The sequence below is a fragment of the Bradyrhizobium sp. LB8.2 genome, assembly GCF_040548035.1.
Taxonomy (GTDB): Bacteria; Pseudomonadota; Alphaproteobacteria; order Rhizobiales; family Xanthobacteraceae; genus Bradyrhizobium.
Window position 1 is genome coordinate 17,492 of the sequence record NZ_JBEPQV010000008.1, and the last position, 15,034, is coordinate 32,525.

General features: G+C 59.9%; 15 protein-coding genes and 2 pseudogenes. 2 read left to right on the plus strand and 15 right to left on the minus strand.

Annotation, left to right across the window (positions count from 1 at the left end; genetic code table 11):
• Positions 1 to 78 precede the first annotated feature (78 nt).
• The 10 genes from ABIB06_RS12230 to ABIB06_RS12275 form a co-directional block, all read right to left on the minus strand.
• Positions 79 to 786, minus strand: coding sequence for an ABC transporter ATP-binding protein (locus ABIB06_RS12230; protein WP_354047291.1), 708 nt, complete (start codon positions 784 to 786; stop codon positions 79 to 81).
• Complete coding sequence (locus tag ABIB06_RS12235) at positions 786 to 1,538, minus strand: ABC transporter ATP-binding protein (RefSeq protein ID WP_354047289.1); 753 nt, start codon at positions 1,536 to 1,538, stop codon at positions 786 to 788. The genes ABIB06_RS12230 and ABIB06_RS12235 overlap by 1 nt, the downstream gene beginning before the upstream one ends.
• A complete protein-coding gene (locus ABIB06_RS12240; RefSeq protein ID WP_354047287.1) occupies positions 1,535 to 2,371 on the minus strand; it encodes a branched-chain amino acid ABC transporter permease in 837 nt (278 codons plus the stop codon). Before ABIB06_RS12240 ends, ABIB06_RS12235 begins: the two co-directional genes overlap by 4 nt.
• Positions 2,371 to 3,243 (minus strand): branched-chain amino acid ABC transporter permease, encoded by an 873-nt coding sequence (locus tag ABIB06_RS12245; protein WP_354047285.1) that lies wholly within the window; start codon positions 3,241 to 3,243, stop codon positions 2,371 to 2,373. Before ABIB06_RS12245 ends, ABIB06_RS12240 begins: the two co-directional genes overlap by 1 nt.
• A 77-nt stretch (positions 3,244 to 3,320) precedes the next feature.
• Entirely contained in the window at positions 3,321 to 4,529 is a 1,209-nt protein-coding gene (locus ABIB06_RS12250) for an ABC transporter substrate-binding protein (protein ID WP_354047283.1), read from the minus strand.
• A 59-nt stretch (positions 4,530 to 4,588) separates the two neighbouring features.
• Positions 4,589 to 5,788 (minus strand): amidohydrolase family protein, encoded by a 1,200-nt coding sequence (locus ABIB06_RS12255; RefSeq protein WP_354047281.1) that lies wholly within the window; start codon positions 5,786 to 5,788, stop codon positions 4,589 to 4,591.
• Between the two features lie 23 nt (positions 5,789 to 5,811).
• Positions 5,812 to 6,393 carry an amino acid synthesis family protein gene (locus tag ABIB06_RS12260; RefSeq protein WP_354047279.1) on the minus strand — a complete coding sequence of 194 codons (582 nt, stop codon included), beginning with the start codon at positions 6,391 to 6,393 and terminating at the stop codon, positions 5,812 to 5,814.
• A 107-nt stretch (positions 6,394 to 6,500) separates the two neighbouring features.
• Positions 6,501 to 6,938 carry a lipocalin-like domain-containing protein gene (locus ABIB06_RS12265; RefSeq protein WP_354047277.1) on the minus strand — a complete coding sequence of 146 codons (438 nt, stop codon included), beginning with the start codon at positions 6,936 to 6,938 and terminating at the stop codon, positions 6,501 to 6,503.
• 469 nt (positions 6,939 to 7,407) lie between these two features.
• Positions 7,408 to 8,160: a MarR family winged helix-turn-helix transcriptional regulator gene (locus ABIB06_RS12270; protein WP_354047275.1), complete on the minus strand. Its 753-nt coding sequence runs from the start codon at positions 8,158 to 8,160 to the stop codon at positions 7,408 to 7,410.
• A 310-nt stretch (positions 8,161 to 8,470) separates the two neighbouring features.
• Positions 8,471 to 8,809: a type 1 periplasmic-binding domain-containing protein gene (locus tag ABIB06_RS12275; protein ID WP_354047274.1), complete on the minus strand. Its 339-nt coding sequence runs from the start codon at positions 8,807 to 8,809 to the stop codon at positions 8,471 to 8,473.
• Between the two features lie 36 nt (positions 8,810 to 8,845).
• On the opposite strand from ABIB06_RS12275, the pseudogene ABIB06_RS12280 reads away from it, so the two are divergent.
• Both ABIB06_RS12280 and ABIB06_RS12285 read left to right on the plus strand, forming a co-directional pair.
• Positions 8,846 to 9,076 (plus strand): annotated as a pseudogene (locus ABIB06_RS12280) (NAD(P)/FAD-dependent oxidoreductase); the annotation flags it as partial.
• A 257-nt stretch (positions 9,077 to 9,333) separates the two neighbouring features.
• Positions 9,334 to 10,676 (plus strand): annotated as a pseudogene (locus tag ABIB06_RS12285) (IS5 family transposase).
• 103 nt (positions 10,677 to 10,779) lie between these two features.
• Here the strand turns inward: ABIB06_RS12285 and ABIB06_RS12290 are convergent.
• The 5 genes from ABIB06_RS12290 to mmsA form a co-directional block, all read right to left on the minus strand.
• Complete coding sequence (locus ABIB06_RS12290) at positions 10,780 to 11,184, minus strand: nuclear transport factor 2 family protein (RefSeq protein WP_354047272.1); 405 nt, start codon at positions 11,182 to 11,184, stop codon at positions 10,780 to 10,782.
• Positions 11,185 to 11,230: 46 nt separating this feature from the next.
• A complete protein-coding gene (locus tag ABIB06_RS12295) occupies positions 11,231 to 11,851 on the minus strand; it encodes a malonic semialdehyde reductase (protein WP_354047270.1) in 621 nt (206 codons plus the stop codon).
• A 68-nt stretch (positions 11,852 to 11,919) separates the two neighbouring features.
• The gene (locus ABIB06_RS12300; RefSeq protein ID WP_354047268.1) at positions 11,920 to 12,465 is read right to left on the minus strand and encodes a nuclear transport factor 2 family protein; all 546 of its coding nucleotides are present in this window, start codon (positions 12,463 to 12,465) and stop codon (positions 11,920 to 11,922) included.
• Between the two features lie 22 nt (positions 12,466 to 12,487).
• A complete protein-coding gene (locus tag ABIB06_RS12305; RefSeq protein ID WP_354068739.1) occupies positions 12,488 to 13,351 on the minus strand; it encodes a fumarylacetoacetate hydrolase family protein in 864 nt (287 codons plus the stop codon).
• Positions 13,352 to 13,378: 27 nt separating this feature from the next.
• Positions 13,379 to 14,860 (minus strand): CoA-acylating methylmalonate-semialdehyde dehydrogenase, encoded by a 1,482-nt coding sequence (mmsA, locus tag ABIB06_RS12310; RefSeq protein WP_354047264.1) that lies wholly within the window; start codon positions 14,858 to 14,860, stop codon positions 13,379 to 13,381.
• Positions 14,861 to 15,034: the final 174 nt, after the last annotated feature.

The window sequence follows — 15,034 nt, forward strand, 5'->3', positions numbered from 1 at the left end:
TTGCAAGAAGCGTTTGCGCTGATAGTTTGGCTTGATGCCGCTACTTCGTTGGTCTTCGACCTGCAAGGCTGCACCCGATCAGTGCGGGCCGCCCAGAAACGCGTCTGCAAGCGTCGGATCGTTGATAAGGGCGCTTGCTGAGCCACTCGTCAAAACGCGACCGGTTTCAATGAGATAAGCGCGGTCAACAATTTTGAGGGCCTGACGGGCCTTCTGCTCGACCAGGACGACAGTGAGACCATCACTTCTGAACTGTCCGATCATGTCGAAAAGCTTCTCGGTCATTAGCGGCGCGAGCCCCAGCGACGGTTCGTCGAGAAGGAGACAGGACGGACGGGCCAGTAGCGCGCGCGAGATCGCCAGCAATTGCTGCTCGCCGCCAGACAGCAGGCTTGCAAGCCTGTCGCGGCGCTCGGCAAGTATCGGAAACCGCTCGAGCATCCGCGCGACGTCATTGGACGCCGCTTTCTTATCGCGACGGGCATACGTGCCCATGAGCAGATTTTCGTACACCGTCATGCGGGCCAAAATCCCGCGTCCCTCCGGGACCAGCGCAACGCCGCGACGTAATGTATTCTCGGCATCGTTGGGTTTGAGCCGTTCATTTCGGTAGGTGATGCTCCCCTGGAACGCCATAAGGCCGGCGACCGCGCGCGCGATGGTGGTTTTGCCGGCGCCGTTGGCACCGAGAAGCGCGACGATCTCCCCCTCTTTCACTTCGAGGCTGACGTCACGTACCGCGGTGATCGCGCCGTACTTGACCTGGAGATTTTCGACGGAGAGCACTAGGCATCCCTCCCAAGATAGGCATCGAGCACTATAGGATTTGTACGAACGTCTTCGGGTGCCCCTTCAGCGATCAGGACGCCGAAATCGAGCACATAAAGATAATCGCACAAGCGCATGACAAAGTTCATGTCATGCTCGATCAGAAGGATTGTGAGCCCAGAGTCGCGTAGTTTTACCATGAGGTCTCGAACCTCTTCCGCCTCGTCGTAGTTCATTCCCGCGACCGGCTCATCGAGCAGCAGGAGTTTTGGCCGCGCCGTAACCGCCCGCGCCATCTCGACTTTGCGCTGGATCCCGTACGACAGCGACTTAGCGGGGTAGTCCCGCAGCTTGGTAAGTGCAAAGAATTCCAGGACCTCTTCGGCACGTGACTTTGCTGATGGGTTGGCCCAGCCAATCGGCAGCAGGCGGCGCCACCAGGACTCGCCATGCGGCTGTGCAACGAGCAAGTGTTCGAAGACCGACATGCTTCCGAAAAGGCGGATATTCTGAAAGGTCCGAGAAATTCCGCCACGTACGATGCGATGCGATGGCCAGTGGGTGATAGCCACGCCCTCCAGCCGGACCTCGCCAGCGTCAACACGATAGGCGCCGGTGATCGTATTAAAAAGCGTGGTCTTGCCGGCACCGTTAGGCCCGATAATTCCGACGATTTTTCCTTTGGGCACCTCGCAGACCATCTCGGAGAGTGCGCGAATCCCGCCGAACTGCTTGGTCACGCCGTCCAGCTCGAGGAGCGTACCGGTCATGCCCCACCTCTCTGCAACATCAGTTGGCGAATAAGGGCGCCATCAAGGATCCCTTGCCGGCGTATCAGCAGGACGAGGACGAGTAGTGCTCCAAAGGCCGCCATTCGCCAATCGGCGATCGGTCTCAAGACCTCGGGAAGGAACACGAGCAGCAGTGCCCCGACGAAGGGCCCAAGACACGTCGTCGAACCTCCAAGGATCACGGCCAGCACGAGATCGATTGAGCGCTCGAAGCCAAAGCTTGATGGTTCGATGTAGACGAGGTGATGGGCATAAAGGCCGCCAGAAACGGCGGCTATGGCGGCACCCGCAGCAAATGTGCCAACCTTGATCATGACGGTGTTTAATCCAATCAGCCCGGCAGCGATCTCGTCATCGTGGACCGCTTGGATTTCGAGCCACATACGCGAGCGTTCCATCACCATGACCGCGACCAGGATCAGAGCGCTCCATGTCCAAATATATCCAACGGATACGTGCTGCATGCCGTGAAAACCGCCGGCGCCGCCCATAGGGTCGAAGTTCAACAAGAAGCTACGTATCATCTCGCCGAAGCCCAGCGTCGCCATGGCGAGATAGATTCCACGTAGGCGCAGCGCCGGAAAGGCGATGACTGCGCCGATCATTCCTGCCGCGAGAGCAGAGATCGCAATCGCGACCGTAACCGGCAAGGCAACGACGACGGTCAGGTAGGACGAGCAGTACGCGCCGATACCCATGAATGCGGCGTTACCGAGAGAAAGCTGTCCAGTCGAAAGGATGATGTAGACACTGAGCCCCCCGAGCAACAGGATCCCAGCATCGGCAAATAGACTGGCGTAATATGTGGACATCAGACGCGCTGCCCCTGCTGGCGGCTTCCGAGGAGGCCTTGCGGCCGAAGCAGCAAGATCAGGATCATAAATCCGTAGACGACGAAGTCGCGGATCTGCGAGCCTCCATAGGCAACCGTCATCACCTCCGCGGTCCCGATCAGCGGTCCGGCGACCAGCGCCCCCCAAATGTTGGTCGTTCCTCCGATCACCATAACGGCAACGGCCTTCAACCCGATCTCGACGCCCAGATACGGCGTGATGGCGCCGTAATGCAGGGCGATCAGCACGCCGGCGACACCAGCCAAGGCTCCCGAGAGAGCAAAAGCCAACAGCGTAAGTCGATCGGCAGACACGCCAAGGAGGCGCGCAACGTCCCTATTCTCGGCGACGGCGCGCAGCGCGCGCCCAATAGAGGTCCGCTGAATGACAAATGCGACGACGGCTACCAGACCGACCGTGGCACCGATCACGATCAGTTGCATCTCTCCAATGCTCGCTGCACCGATCGCGTATTGTTTGCTGAAGAGACTGTCTGGCAGTTGCAGCGGGTCCGAGCCCCAGATGTTCGTCGCAACGTTTTGGAGAATGATCGAGAAGCCAAGCGTGCTTAGCATCGGCGTCACCAGCGGCGCGTTGCGCAATGGTTGATAGCCGACTTTCTCGATCACGACGGCGATCCCGGCTGCGCCGAGAAGGCCACCCGTCACGGCGACGGGAAGTGGCAAGCCGGCGGCTATCAGCGTGAAACCGAGATAGGCTCCAAACATGAAAAGCTCGGCGATCGCAAGATTGAGGATGCCAAGTATCCCCATCACGATCGAAAACGATAGGGCCAGCAATGTGTAGACCGCGCCGAGCGTCAGTCCATTTATAAGCTGTTGAATGAGCATGAAGGCTATCCGCGCAATAGAGTGATCGCCCAGGCGACCCGAGCCGATCCGGTCGCCTCATTTTTTAAGAGTTGCGTTCAGCAAGCCGGATGATTGGGTGCCGAACTGCAGCCGCGCACCTTTGTTTCCCAAGTGCCGCTCTGCCCCTGCAAGACGAAGAACGCCTTGATGGCATCACCGTCGTCGTTAAACCCGATCGGCCCACTCAGACCAGGAAACCCTTCGAGCTTTGCGAGATAGTCTCGGACCTTGCTACGATCAGCCTCCAGATCTTCAGGCTTGCCGGAAATCCCGGCCTTCTTCAACGCCGCGATATACATGTTGACGATCTCGTATATGTTAGCGTCGTACATGCTGGGCTCGATCTCCGGCGGAAGGCCGGATTCTTTGCGGAGCAACGGCTGCAGGCTGGCAACAAACTTCTCGGGCGCTTCCCCCTTCATCGTCGCGTAGAACGATGCAGGCGCTACGATCGGAAGATCTGGAGCGGCCTTGAGGATTGCCGACGAGATGAGCTGAGTCGAACCAATCACCGGTTTCATCAAGCCCTGTCGCTTCATCTCACGGATGACTGTAATGGCTTGGCTGTAGTCCGCGCTCACGACGACCCCATCGGTATTCAGCGACTTAAGCTTGGTGACCTGCGCCGAAACGTCGAGATCGCCAGTACTGAAAGAGAGCAAATCGCCTTCGTTGGCGACCGTAATCTCGTTAGCTTTCATGACCGCGGGCATGATCACCTTGCCCACCGTCGATGCGGTCGCATCCTTGGCATCGAAGATGATGGCGACACTCTTGATGTTAAATGCCTTCTTGTAGAACGGCACAGTCGTGTTCGCGAGGACGCCTTCATCAATCGTATTGCGGAAAGCCCACGGGCGGTTGAGCTTTGCCACGCCGGGTTTGGCCGACGCCTGCGATGTCGAAACCACCTTCATTTCGTTCGCGACTGGAAACGTTACTTCCGCTGCGCTTGACGTCAGCGGCCCCGCCACAGCAATGACCTTGTTGTCGCCCGCCAGTTTGCGAAGCGAACTTGCCGCTTGAGCTGGCTTGGCGGCATCGTCGAGGATGGTGATCTTGAGCTTCGCTCCATTGATACCGCCCGCTTGATTGGTCTGCTGCTCGAGCATTTTCAAAGTGACGGTGTTGCTGCGACCCCATTCCGCAAACGGGCCGCTGCTAGGCACAACTGCGCCAAGCTCAATTTCGCTGACCTGCCCGAAAGCCAGACCCGGCGTCATTGTAAGGATCGCAGCGGCGAGTGCATTTGTAAGCATAGCCATGGAGTCTCATCCTTTTTAAGGTTATATCGCAGGAGGCGCAGGCTTGTCGGGCTTAAGCGTCAGTGCGCGGCCGCTCCAGAGAAGTCGCGAGGAAGCTTGTTCTGAGCGACGCGGACATTACGGATGGCGGCCGGCGTATTCCTGCTGCGTCCGACAAACCGCGGCACGCCGTCGGTGAAGACCGCGGCCACGGCTGGCACGTCGCCGTTGCGAAGCGCAGACAAAGCGTCGTCCTTAGACCCTCCTGCGCACGCGTCGACAAGCACCACGTCCGCGTCCCTGCCCGCAGCCAGAATGCCGCTGTTGAGCCGATAAGTAATCGCGTTGTTGCCCGTCGCGGCCGCGATCGCCTGCTCAGGCGGAATGTTGCCGAGGCTGGCGAGATGGCTAATGGTGTACAGCATGCCGAGCGGCATAATTCCGCTACCCGTCGGGGTGTCCGTCGCAATCAGCAAGCGCTCGGGCTGACCGGCCTCATCCAAGAGCTTGGCAGTAAGAAGCGCAGTGCGAAGATTGCCCGCAGTACAGAGCTGAAGGGCGATGCGGCTCTCGTTTACCAGTCGCGCAAATCCTTCGTCCGGCATCGCGACGGGCCCGCCATTGACGTGGAAGGAGACTGATGGATCGGAAGCGAGTATGTGCTCCGCCCAGATCCCCGAAGAGCCGGGGATAGACGATCCACCAGTGTGCATCGTCGTCACCATCCCCATCCGTTTGGCGGCTTTCATCAGGGGCGCGTACTCGAACGGGGTCTGGAAGGCTCCAAAGCCTGCTTTGGCGAGCCAAAGTCCGGCCTTTACGAGTACTTCAAGGTCGCCTTCGGTCAGACCGGGCTCAAGAATGATCGAGCCCGCGTGAACGCGCATGCCGCCGGGTCGATAGTCGAGAAAGCACGATCGCGCGGCAAGCGCGAGGGCTTTAACGCCGGCGGGGTCCTTTGGACGACCCGGCGTATGGACCTCGGACGCCGTGATCGATGTGGTAACACCGCCGTGGACGTAGCTTTCAAGATATCCCACGGCGCGCTGGCGCGGCGTGTAGTCGCCGAACGTGATATGGACGTGACTGTCAATCAGCCCGGGGATTGCCGTTGTCGCATCGGCGTCAACAACCACGTCGGCTGATGCGACCTTATCGGCTGCCACGGTACCGATGCCGGTGATCCGGCCGTCTTCCATAAGGATGGTGTCGCCGCTCAGGATCGGTGACTTGAGTTCACCAGTGACGATGCGGCCGATATTGACGATAGCTGTTCGCATCACGACCTCCCGTGCGCTGCTCTTTAATGCAGGCCATCTGTACCTGCGACATCTTTAGCTGCGAGACCGCCCACGCGGGCGTTCAGGCGGCCACGATTTGCGACGCAAACGATCAGGGCCACCTCATCTGCGCCCGGAGCATCGGGCGGCAGCGTGACCGTCATCCCGTCGTAGTGCGACCGAACGTAGAGCGCGTCCTTGTGCGCGAGCGGCACGTCGATCGAGCAGCCTGGCGCAGCGTATTTCGTGAAAGAAGGGATCCAGGACTTCGCGCCACCAACCGCGTCACGCAAGGGCGTCGCGAACGTGGTGGTGAGCATCGCATTCGAATGCTCAAGTTCGCCGCCAAGGCCGACCACGCCGCCCTTGCCGTAGCTCTCAATCTTGTGCGGCCCCATCGCCTCGAGCGCCAGTTTGGCAAGCAGTGCCCCGACGTCAACGCTCGCCTCGATGGCAGCTTGCAGGTCTTCTTCATACCGGCCTGCAAAGGGATTAGCGACGATGGCGATCGCCGCCACGCGGCGGAGCGGCTGCGAGTGTCGACGGCCGGCCTCCACCTCCCTGTGATCGACCAAGCTAATCAAACGTCGGATATCAAGTTTCATCACGGGTCTCCGGAGAAAGCTAAAGGCTAATAAAAAGCCGTTAACACCTCCGTACAATAGCTTCGTTTACAAGTCAAGTATGCAAGCTGTCCCACTCAGGCGTCGCTTTACTTGTTACGATTCCGGCGAATTTCGGCAACACCTCCGCCTGACGCGATCGAATTGACGAGATACAATTCGTCTGCGCTCGGCATCACGGCACCGCGCTTTTGAGTTGATCCGATCCAGTTCGGCAGCGTAGCGCCTTCGATCTTGACGATCAGTTCGTCGCCCGTCTCCGCCACGGTGTAATTCCCAAAATACGCAATTAAGCCGCGTACAATCGCGCCGTTTTCTGCAGGTGTCCCCTGCTCGCGGTTTCCGGACGCGATTTTGGGAAGATCCGACCGGATAATCGAAATCATGAAGTTGCCCTTGGCGTCGAAGCTCGCGGCTCCGATCGGATTAGGCCCGAGATTCTCGCGTTTTGTACCGTCGCCGGCGGTGCTGACGTACGAAACCAGTGTCCAAGATCCGACGGCCGTGGCCTTGATAGATTGCGCCATCGAAATCCCTCCAAACGCTGTTGTCGTGACTATCGCAATGAACGCTGTCCGCCACATGTATCCGCCACGCAAAAAATCACACCAGCGCCACCCCCGCCGAATCGCCGCGGCCGCGACCTTGCGGAGCGGTGGTCTGCGTCGCGGCCGGCCTCGCGGCGAGCCTCGTCAATAAGGGTGTGACTTTCCTGATGCGCATCTCTTACCTCCGGTATGCAAGCTTTAATCGCTAATTCTCGAAGCTATTACAAGCCGCACCGAAGAACTTTCCGCGCGCGGTCGCCCCGATCTGGCAGGCGTGGCCAATCGGAACCGCGGACCCGCGTTGTCGTCGAAGCTGTGGTGATCGAGGATGCGCGCACCTGCTAACACGCGCGCGGTTAGCCGGCTTGGTTACCCGGTTCAGCGCAACGCTACACGAAGACGGCGTCGTGTGACCGGATGCGCGCAACGCAAACCAGCCATTGCAAGCTCAGCTTTGCCTGTTTCCGGTCGCGCCTTGGCGGATCGGAGCGATCCGACGCCGCTCCTCCTCCAGGTAGGCCTGGAGCCGCAACGCGCGGTTGCTGCTGTCAATAAGCCGCTGGATCATATCCGAGAGCTGCTTGAATTCAGAGGCGCTGAGGCAATCGAATTGAACATCGTTCACCTGCCGTTGAACGGGCGCCAGTTCAGCCAGGCGTCCCCACCCCTCTTCGGAAATCTCAAGACGGACGCGGCGCCGGTCATTGGGATCCGGGGTCTTGTGGATAAAGCCATGCTGCAGCAGCTTATTTGTCACGGTGGTGACGAACGCCCCACTCAGATAGAGGTGCTCGGCAACCCGATTGACGCTCACGTCACCTTCCTGAACGGCCAGATGGCCTATCGAAATCAGTACAGTGTACTCAATCCCCACGAGTCCGATCCGCGCGCCGTGGCCGGCACGCACCGCCTCGTGGCGCGCAAGAAATCCGAACAAGCTGTGCACAAGACTGCGGAATGCCCGATCGGATCCCTGGACGAGCAATTCGGGCCGCGACACGGTCAGCGGAGGCGCTGGACGCGCCTTCTTGCCCGCAGCCTTAACAGGAGGGCCGCCCTTGGTTTTGGAGGCCGTCCCGCGGACGACAGGACGTTTGACCGTACTTTTGCTCAATGAAGCCACCATAAGCCGGACCAGAAATTGCTGAAGGAAACACGGCGAATCGTCACCGTGGCCGCAATTCTGATTGACCGGTTGCATACACCGCCGCGGCAGGGCTGGCTAGGTTTGATATTGATAAACGATTTCAAAAATAGCTATGCGGCTACGATAATTTGGCGGCATCGCTGCGCTGCATCATCGAAGATTGAAAAGCTCGCGGGTTGACGTACCGGTTCCAGACCGTCGCACCCGCGTGCGGAGAACACCGATCGCCGAGGCGCTGTCCTTACCGACGCGGGCGACCGGTGGATGATTGTTTCTCCCCAAACAAGCGCGGAGATCCACTCGCGCTGCACATCTTGGCACGCTGCTCGACTGACTGCCGCGCACCACCCTGAGATTCCCGCGGTCAATGGCTGCTCAGCACGCTGCCGAAGCGGGCCCATGTTTTTCCATCAAACTTCACGAGTTGGAGCTGCTCGATCGGGTAGTGATCCTCAGGACTTGTGTTGAGGGTGATCCCAGGCAGCAACAACGGGAGCTGGAGATCCTTGATGCCGTTTGCCTGCTTCAGGACATTTTCGCGAGTGAGATCGGCACCGCATTGCTTCAGCACCTGAACAAATGATGCCCCGATCGACACGCCGATCTGATTTTGCGGATCGTTCACGTCGCCATCGGAATAGTACTTCTTCATGAAATCGAGGCACCATTTCATTCCGGCATCATCGGCAAACTGCGGATCCACCGGATCCCGCCAATCGAAAATGGTGGAAATAGCATGGCGTTTTACATCGACTCGACCCCCGATGGGTTGCCAGTCATCGGAGAAGCATCGAGCCTACCTGGCTTGATATTGGCTGCGGGCTTTAGCGGCCATGGCTTTGGTATAGGCCCAGGATCGGGCCACCTTATCGCGGACATTGTGACGGGCGCCAAGCCAATTGTGGATCCGAAGCCCTACAGAGCAAGTCGCTTTACTGGATTTAGCGTGGGAAGCGTATCGGACTTCTGATGCGGCCATGGCCATGCGATACGCCTTAACCACGGAGCGACCGCCGCGTCGGCGAAGGCTTTCCGGGTCGGGAAATGGAAGTCGTCGTCCGTGAAAAATCCTGAAGCGATTGAGCGGCAAGGAAAATGCCGGAACTTCCGGGATTGGATTTGCCAGCAACCGGTGTTTGGGAGGCGGTTTTCTTGCAGAATGATGTTTGTGATTCCTTCGAATCTCGAGCTGTGATTCCCTGCTGGTGGTGACGAGCGGAGGATTCGATGCGGCCACGGGAGCGTCGGGAGAGCGGCGATCAGGATCTGTTTCGTTCACGGCTTGACCAGATCATTGACACGGAACACGCGCTGGTGAAGCTGGCGCGGACGATCGATTGGGGATTTCTGGAAGCGAGGTTCGGAGCGGTCTACACCGATGCCCCCGGCCGCCCGCCGCTGCCGACGCGCTTGATGGCGGGGCTGGCTATTCTCAAGCACACTTATGACCTGTCGGACGAGGTGCTTTGCGACGCTGGGTCGAGAACCCCTATTACCAGTTTTTCTGTGGTGAGGAGTTCTTCCAGCACCATCTGGTGTTCGATCGCTCGTCGCTGACGCGCTGGCGCAACCGGATGGGCGAAGAGCGGCTGGCTGCACTGATCCAGGAGAGCCTGTCGGTGGCCACCAGGACCAAGGCAATCAAGCCGTCCGAGCTGTCCCGGGTGATCGTCGACACCACGGTTCAGCCCAAGAACGTGACGTTCCCCACCGATGCGAAGCTTCTGAACCGGGCGCGCGAGAAACTGGTGCGGCTGGCGAAGCTGGCCGGCGTCAATTTGCGTCAGTCCTATGCGCGGGTGGGCAAGTTCGCCCTGATCCAGCATCAGCGCTATGCCCACGCCAAGCAGTTCAAGCGCGCCAACCGGGCGCTCAAGACGCTGCGGACCTATCTCGGCCGCGTGATCCGCGACATCGGCCGCAAGATCGACGGCAACGGCGGGCTCAAAGCGGCGTTCGCGAAGCTGCTGCCGCTGGCGCGGCGCGTGCGCGAGCAGCAACAGCGTCAACGCGGGCCGAAGGTCTATTCCCTGCACGCGCCGGAGGTCGAATGCATCGGCAAGGGCAAGGCCCATCGGCCTTACGAGTTCGGCGTCAAAGTCTCCGTTGCAACCACGATCAGCCGCGCCAAGGGCGGCCAGTCCGTCACCCATGTGAAGGCGCTGCCCGGCAACCCCTATGACGGTCACACGCTGGCCACCGTGATCCCGGACATGGAAGCGATGGTCGGCAACACCATCGCGCGCATTCTCGCCGACAAGGGATACCGCGGGCACAATGCGCCGCCCGATCACAAGTTCAGGGTCTTCATCTCCGGCCAGAAGCGAGGGGTGACGCCCAAGATCAAGCGTGAACTGCGCCGCAGGGCCGCCGTCGAACCCGTCATCGGCCATCTCAAGGCCGAGCACCGCATGGGCCGCAATTATCTCTGGCGCTGCCAGGGGGACGCCGCCAACGCCGTCCTTGCCGCCGCCGGCTACAACTTCCGCCGCCTCGTCCGCTGGCTCAGCCTGTTGCTGCGCCGAATCCTCATGGCTCTCACCGCCGCGATTCAGACTGTTCCAGCGTGAATCTAAAGTTCTTCACGGACGACCGAGTAATCTTGGCAGACGGCAACAGCTTCAGCGCTGCCGTGCACTCATCCTGTCGTTCGCCTCGCGGACAATGAGGCCGTCAGCGCGGCGCCGGATCAACGAAAACGTAGAGCGACTTGATCCGTCCGCCTTCGAAATGGGCTATGTCGGTACCCGTCACGGCTACGGCGCCGTCGGGTGGGCCCGCCCGCCAGAAGAGCCGTCCGACGCCGTTGTGGCCCACAGCACGCCCGGCCGGGGTGAAGATGAAGTTGGGCGGCAGGCTGGCGTGGAGGTTGCCAATAGCATCGGAGATCGCCTTTCGTCCGGTCGCGACGGTCTCCGGGTCGTAAAGGATTGCGTTCTCGGTGTACAACTCCCGGAGTGCGGTGCGACGGCGGTCCGCGTCATGCTCGTTGAAAACGCGAACGAGATTGACCTGCATCAGCGCATCGAAATCGATCGTATCTCCGGTGCCGGAATTCTGTTTTGAATCGCTCGCCATAGTCGCGCTCCTGTGGAACAAATCGCACTCGCCGGGCATGCGCAAATCAGAGTGATGTGCAAACCGAATCGAACTCGAGCCGTGGCGAGCGATCGAAGATCTTCGTATGATCGCCATAGCCAAGGTTGCATAGGAAGTTCGACTTCACCTGGGTGCCTGCAAAGAACTCCGCGTCCACGCCGGCATTGTTGAAGCCCGACATCGGACCGCAGTCCAATCCGATCGCGCGGGCGGCGATGATGAGGTAGGCGCCCTGTAGGGTGCCGTTGCGGAACGCCGTCATCTCGATCAAGGGCAACTTACCTTCGAACACGCCTTTTGCATTCGCATTGTGCGGGAACTGCGTCGGCAGATGCTCATAGAAGGTGAGATCGTGGCCTATGATAACGGTGACCGGAGCCGCCATAGTCTTGTCAACGTTACCTGGCGCGAGATGCGGCTTGAGACGCTCTTTGGCGGCCGCCGCACGCAGGAACAACAAGCGCATCGGCTGCGTGTTCATGCTGGTCGGACCAAATTTGGCGATATCGTAGATTTCGCGAAGTATCTCGTCCGGCACGGGCGTGTTAAGCCAACCGTTGTGCGTGCGCGCATCCACGAACAGCTGTCGTAGGTCGGCATGTTGGAGGCGTCGGGATTCCTTGCGCGATGCGTGGGCGGGTGTCATGGCAGGTCCTCGCGTTCGAAGCATCGGAGACGGAGCGGCCCGATGTCGCACCGTCGATGTTATCTGTATTAGGCGGCGGCGACGGGAGCGAATACGATCTCCTTGGCGCCCGGCGGTACGAAGTCGACCGCATTCGGAGCCCCCTCCTCGCGCCACATCTCGTAGGCGATTTCGCGAATTATCTTCCCGTCTTTCATCTCAAACACATGGGTCAACCGAACGGCTAGTTCCGACCCGATGGGATATGGAATGTTCGGCATCTCGTCGCCAACGATCGTAACGTGTCCGATCTGGTCGTCGAACACAAATTGTTCCGTTGCGAAGCGACGTAGCGGAATGACGCGGCGAAACGCCACCGTGCGAAAGATGCCACGATATGCCTTGAGGATCTCGGCCTTGTCGTTCATCACGACGCCGCGCGTTGGCGCCTCCCAACTGATATTATCGCCATAAAGCGCAATGGCCTTTTCCACGTGTTCAGGGTTTTCATTGTGAAAATGTGCTTCGACAACCTCAAGGTTGCGGGCAACGATCTGCTCGCGCGTGAGTGCGCTGTCCGGGACAGTCGTATCGACCGTGATCGCGCCTTCGATCTTTCGCTCTACACCAGCCATTTCTTCCTCCTTGATGATGTCGTCAGGCGCGGTGCGTGCTGTCGACGATTGAATTCGTAATGCTACAGAGGCCGTCGATCCGCGTGGTGAGCGAGGCGCCCGGTTTCATGTAGATCCGCGGGGTACGGCCAATCCCGACGCCATCTGGAGTACCGGTCAGAATCACGTCGCCGGGTCGCAGCGTGACATGGCGAGAGGTGAACGCGATTAGTTCCGGTACGCTGAACACCATTTCCGCGGTGGTTCCGGACTGCATCACCTTTCCGTCCACAATCGTCTCAAGCTTGAGGTTGTCGACGGAGATAGCGTCGGCCGTCTCGATGAAGGAGCCGATCGGACAACTCTTGTCGACGTTCTTGCCGAGCCCCCATTGGCCGGTGCTCAATGTCGTGGACTGAAGCTGCGCTGCACGGCCACTGACGTCGTTGGCGACCGTATAGCCGAACACGCTGGCGGCGGCCGTATGCTTATCGCCGTCAATCGTCGTGACGCCCATGATGGCAGCCAGTTCGACTTCCCAATCGAGGCCGTCCGGTTCAGCGACGGGCACCGGAATAGTTGCGCCATCGACGACAAGTTCAGAAGCCCAGCGCGCAAAAAGGTTCGGAAACGTCGGTGTCGGCAGTTTTGCTTCCGCGCCGTGCTTGACGTAGTTGATGGCCGCACAAACAATTTTCGCGTCACGTGGTACGGGCGGTGCGAGCAACAGACCGGCGAGCGGAATACTACCAGCCTTAATCTCCGAAGCATGGCTCTTCCACGCCGGCAGATCATCGTAGAAGGAATCGATCTCTGCGAGCGGCGCGACCTTGTCGCCAACGACGACACCCATCATTCGGTCGCGCGGATCACGCCGATCGGGCTTGATGTAGCCAACAAAACGCATCCGGCTTCTCCCTTAAATTCGTCTTTGTTACTGCGGCATCGGAAAGGCGAGATCGACCTGGCTGGCCGCCGTTTCCGGCCAACGCGCGGAGACGGTTTTTGTCCGGGTATGAAAGGCGATGGCGTCCGGACCGAATAGTTTGGTCTCCGTGAACGCACTGTCCTTCCAGCCAGCAAAATTGTGGAAGAATACCGGGAAGGGGATCGGCACGTTGACACCGACTTGCCCGGCTTCGACTTCGTCGACGAAGCGGCGGGCAAGACCACCATTGGCTGTGAAGATCGCCGCCCCGTTCCCCAGCGGATGCGCGCCAATGACGGCGATAGCATCGGCGTAGCTCGAAGCCCGCACCACGGAGAGGACGGGACCGAAAAGCTCATCGGAATGCAACGCCATGCCCGGGCGAACATTGTCGACCAGGCTTGGACCAAGAAACCAGCCACCATCCTCCATGACGACATTCCGGCCGTCAGCGACGAGGGAGGCGCCCCCGGCTTCCGCTTTGGCAAGATAAGTCGCGATCCGGTCGCGGCTTTCGCCCGATATGAGCGGTCCGACATCCGTGGCGGGGTTCGCGGCGTTGCCGGTTTGCAGCTTGGTCAGGCGCTCGTTGATTTTGGTCACCAGTGTGTCACCGATCCCACCGACCGCCACCAAGACGGAAACTGCCATGCAGCGCTGGCCAGCGGCGCCGTAGGCGGCCGAGACTGCCGCATCGGCCGCAAGGTCGAGATCGGCATCGGGCAATACCACCATATGGTTCTTCCCGCCCCCAAACGCCTGAACGCGCTTGTTGCGACTGACGCCTGCTATGCGAACCGCTTTTGCAACCGGTGTCGACCCGACGAAGGTGACGCCTGCGACGTCGGGATGCTCAATCAAGTGGTCCACAACCTCCTTCCCGCCCAGCACCACGTTCAGAACGCCGGCCGGCAGGCCGGCGCCGGAAAAAATCTCGGCAAGGCGCAAAGTGGCGGAGGGATCGCGATCGCTTGGCTTGAGGACTACGGTATTCCCGCAAGCGATTGCCATCGCGCTCTGGACCACCGGAATGAGCACCGGAAAATTGAACGGGCTGATCGCTGCGATCACGCCAATCGGAAAGCGGACCTCGACGGCGTCAACACCCCGGGAAACGTTCGGACTGTATGCGCCGCCGTACCAGCTACCTACTGACGCCAGTTGGCCGAGTACCTCGATTGCGCGGTCAACCTCCGCCGTCGCGTCGGCAACCGTCTTGCCGAGTTCGGCGACGACGACGCCCACGATCTCATCGCGCGAGTCCTGCAGCGCTCTGCGCATGTTCAGCATCATGCTCGCGCGCTGCTGCAGCCCGACCGAGGACCAAGTCGCAAACGCGGCCCGAGCGGCCGCGACAGCCCTATCGACGTCTGCCGATGTTCCGACCGCGGCTATGCCGGTGTGCTGCCCGTTCGAAGGATTGAAAATCTTAGAACCATGGTGAGCGGATGATGTTTCGCCGCCGATGAAATGGCCAACGTGCCTCATTTCGTCCTCCCGCGGCCTGGGCCGCTGCTATCGGCTTGTTTCCCCGCCCGCGCTATGCCGCGGCAAGCGCCCTCATTGATCGCAAGCAAACAGTTTATGTACGATATGTCAATACTGATATAGCGTATAATTCGTGCCAACACGGCGCGTGCTGTCACCGCCGCTGACCGGTGA

Coding starts and splice junctions, on each gene's coding strand:
- ABIB06_RS12235 (WP_354047289.1), bottom strand. CDS start 1,538: ATGACCGGTACGCTCCTCGAGCTGGACGGCGTGACCAAGCAGTTCGGC.
- ABIB06_RS12240 (WP_354047287.1), bottom strand. CDS start 2,371: ATGTCCACATATTACGCCAGTCTATTTGCCGATGCTGGGATCCTGTTG.
- ABIB06_RS12245 (WP_354047285.1), bottom strand. CDS start 3,243: ATGCTCATTCAACAGCTTATAAATGGACTGACGCTCGGCGCGGTCTAC.
- ABIB06_RS12250 (WP_354047283.1), bottom strand. CDS start 4,529: ATGGCTATGCTTACAAATGCACTCGCCGCTGCGATCCTTACAATGACG.
- ABIB06_RS12255 (WP_354047281.1), bottom strand. CDS start 5,788: ATGCGAACAGCTATCGTCAATATCGGCCGCATCGTCACTGGTGAACTC.
- ABIB06_RS12260 (WP_354047279.1), bottom strand. CDS start 6,393: ATGAAACTTGATATCCGACGTTTGATTAGCTTGGTCGATCACAGGGAG.
- ABIB06_RS12265 (WP_354047277.1), bottom strand. CDS start 6,938: ATGGCGCAATCTATCAAGGCCACGGCCGTCGGATCTTGGACACTGGTT.
- ABIB06_RS12270 (WP_354047275.1), bottom strand. CDS start 8,160: ATGCAACCGGTCAATCAGAATTGCGGCCACGGTGACGATTCGCCGTGT.
- ABIB06_RS12290 (WP_354047272.1), bottom strand. CDS start 11,184: ATGGCGAGCGATTCAAAACAGAATTCCGGCACCGGAGATACGATCGAT.
- ABIB06_RS12295 (WP_354047270.1), bottom strand. CDS start 11,851: ATGACACCCGCCCACGCATCGCGCAAGGAATCCCGACGCCTCCAACAT.
- ABIB06_RS12300 (WP_354047268.1), bottom strand. CDS start 12,465: ATGGCTGGTGTAGAGCGAAAGATCGAAGGCGCGATCACGGTCGATACG.
- ABIB06_RS12305 (WP_354068739.1), bottom strand. CDS start 13,351: ATGCGTTTTGTTGGCTACATCAAGCCCGATCGGCGTGATCCGCGCGAC.
- mmsA (WP_354047264.1), bottom strand. CDS start 14,860: ATGAGGCACGTTGGCCATTTCATCGGCGGCGAAACATCATCCGCTCAC.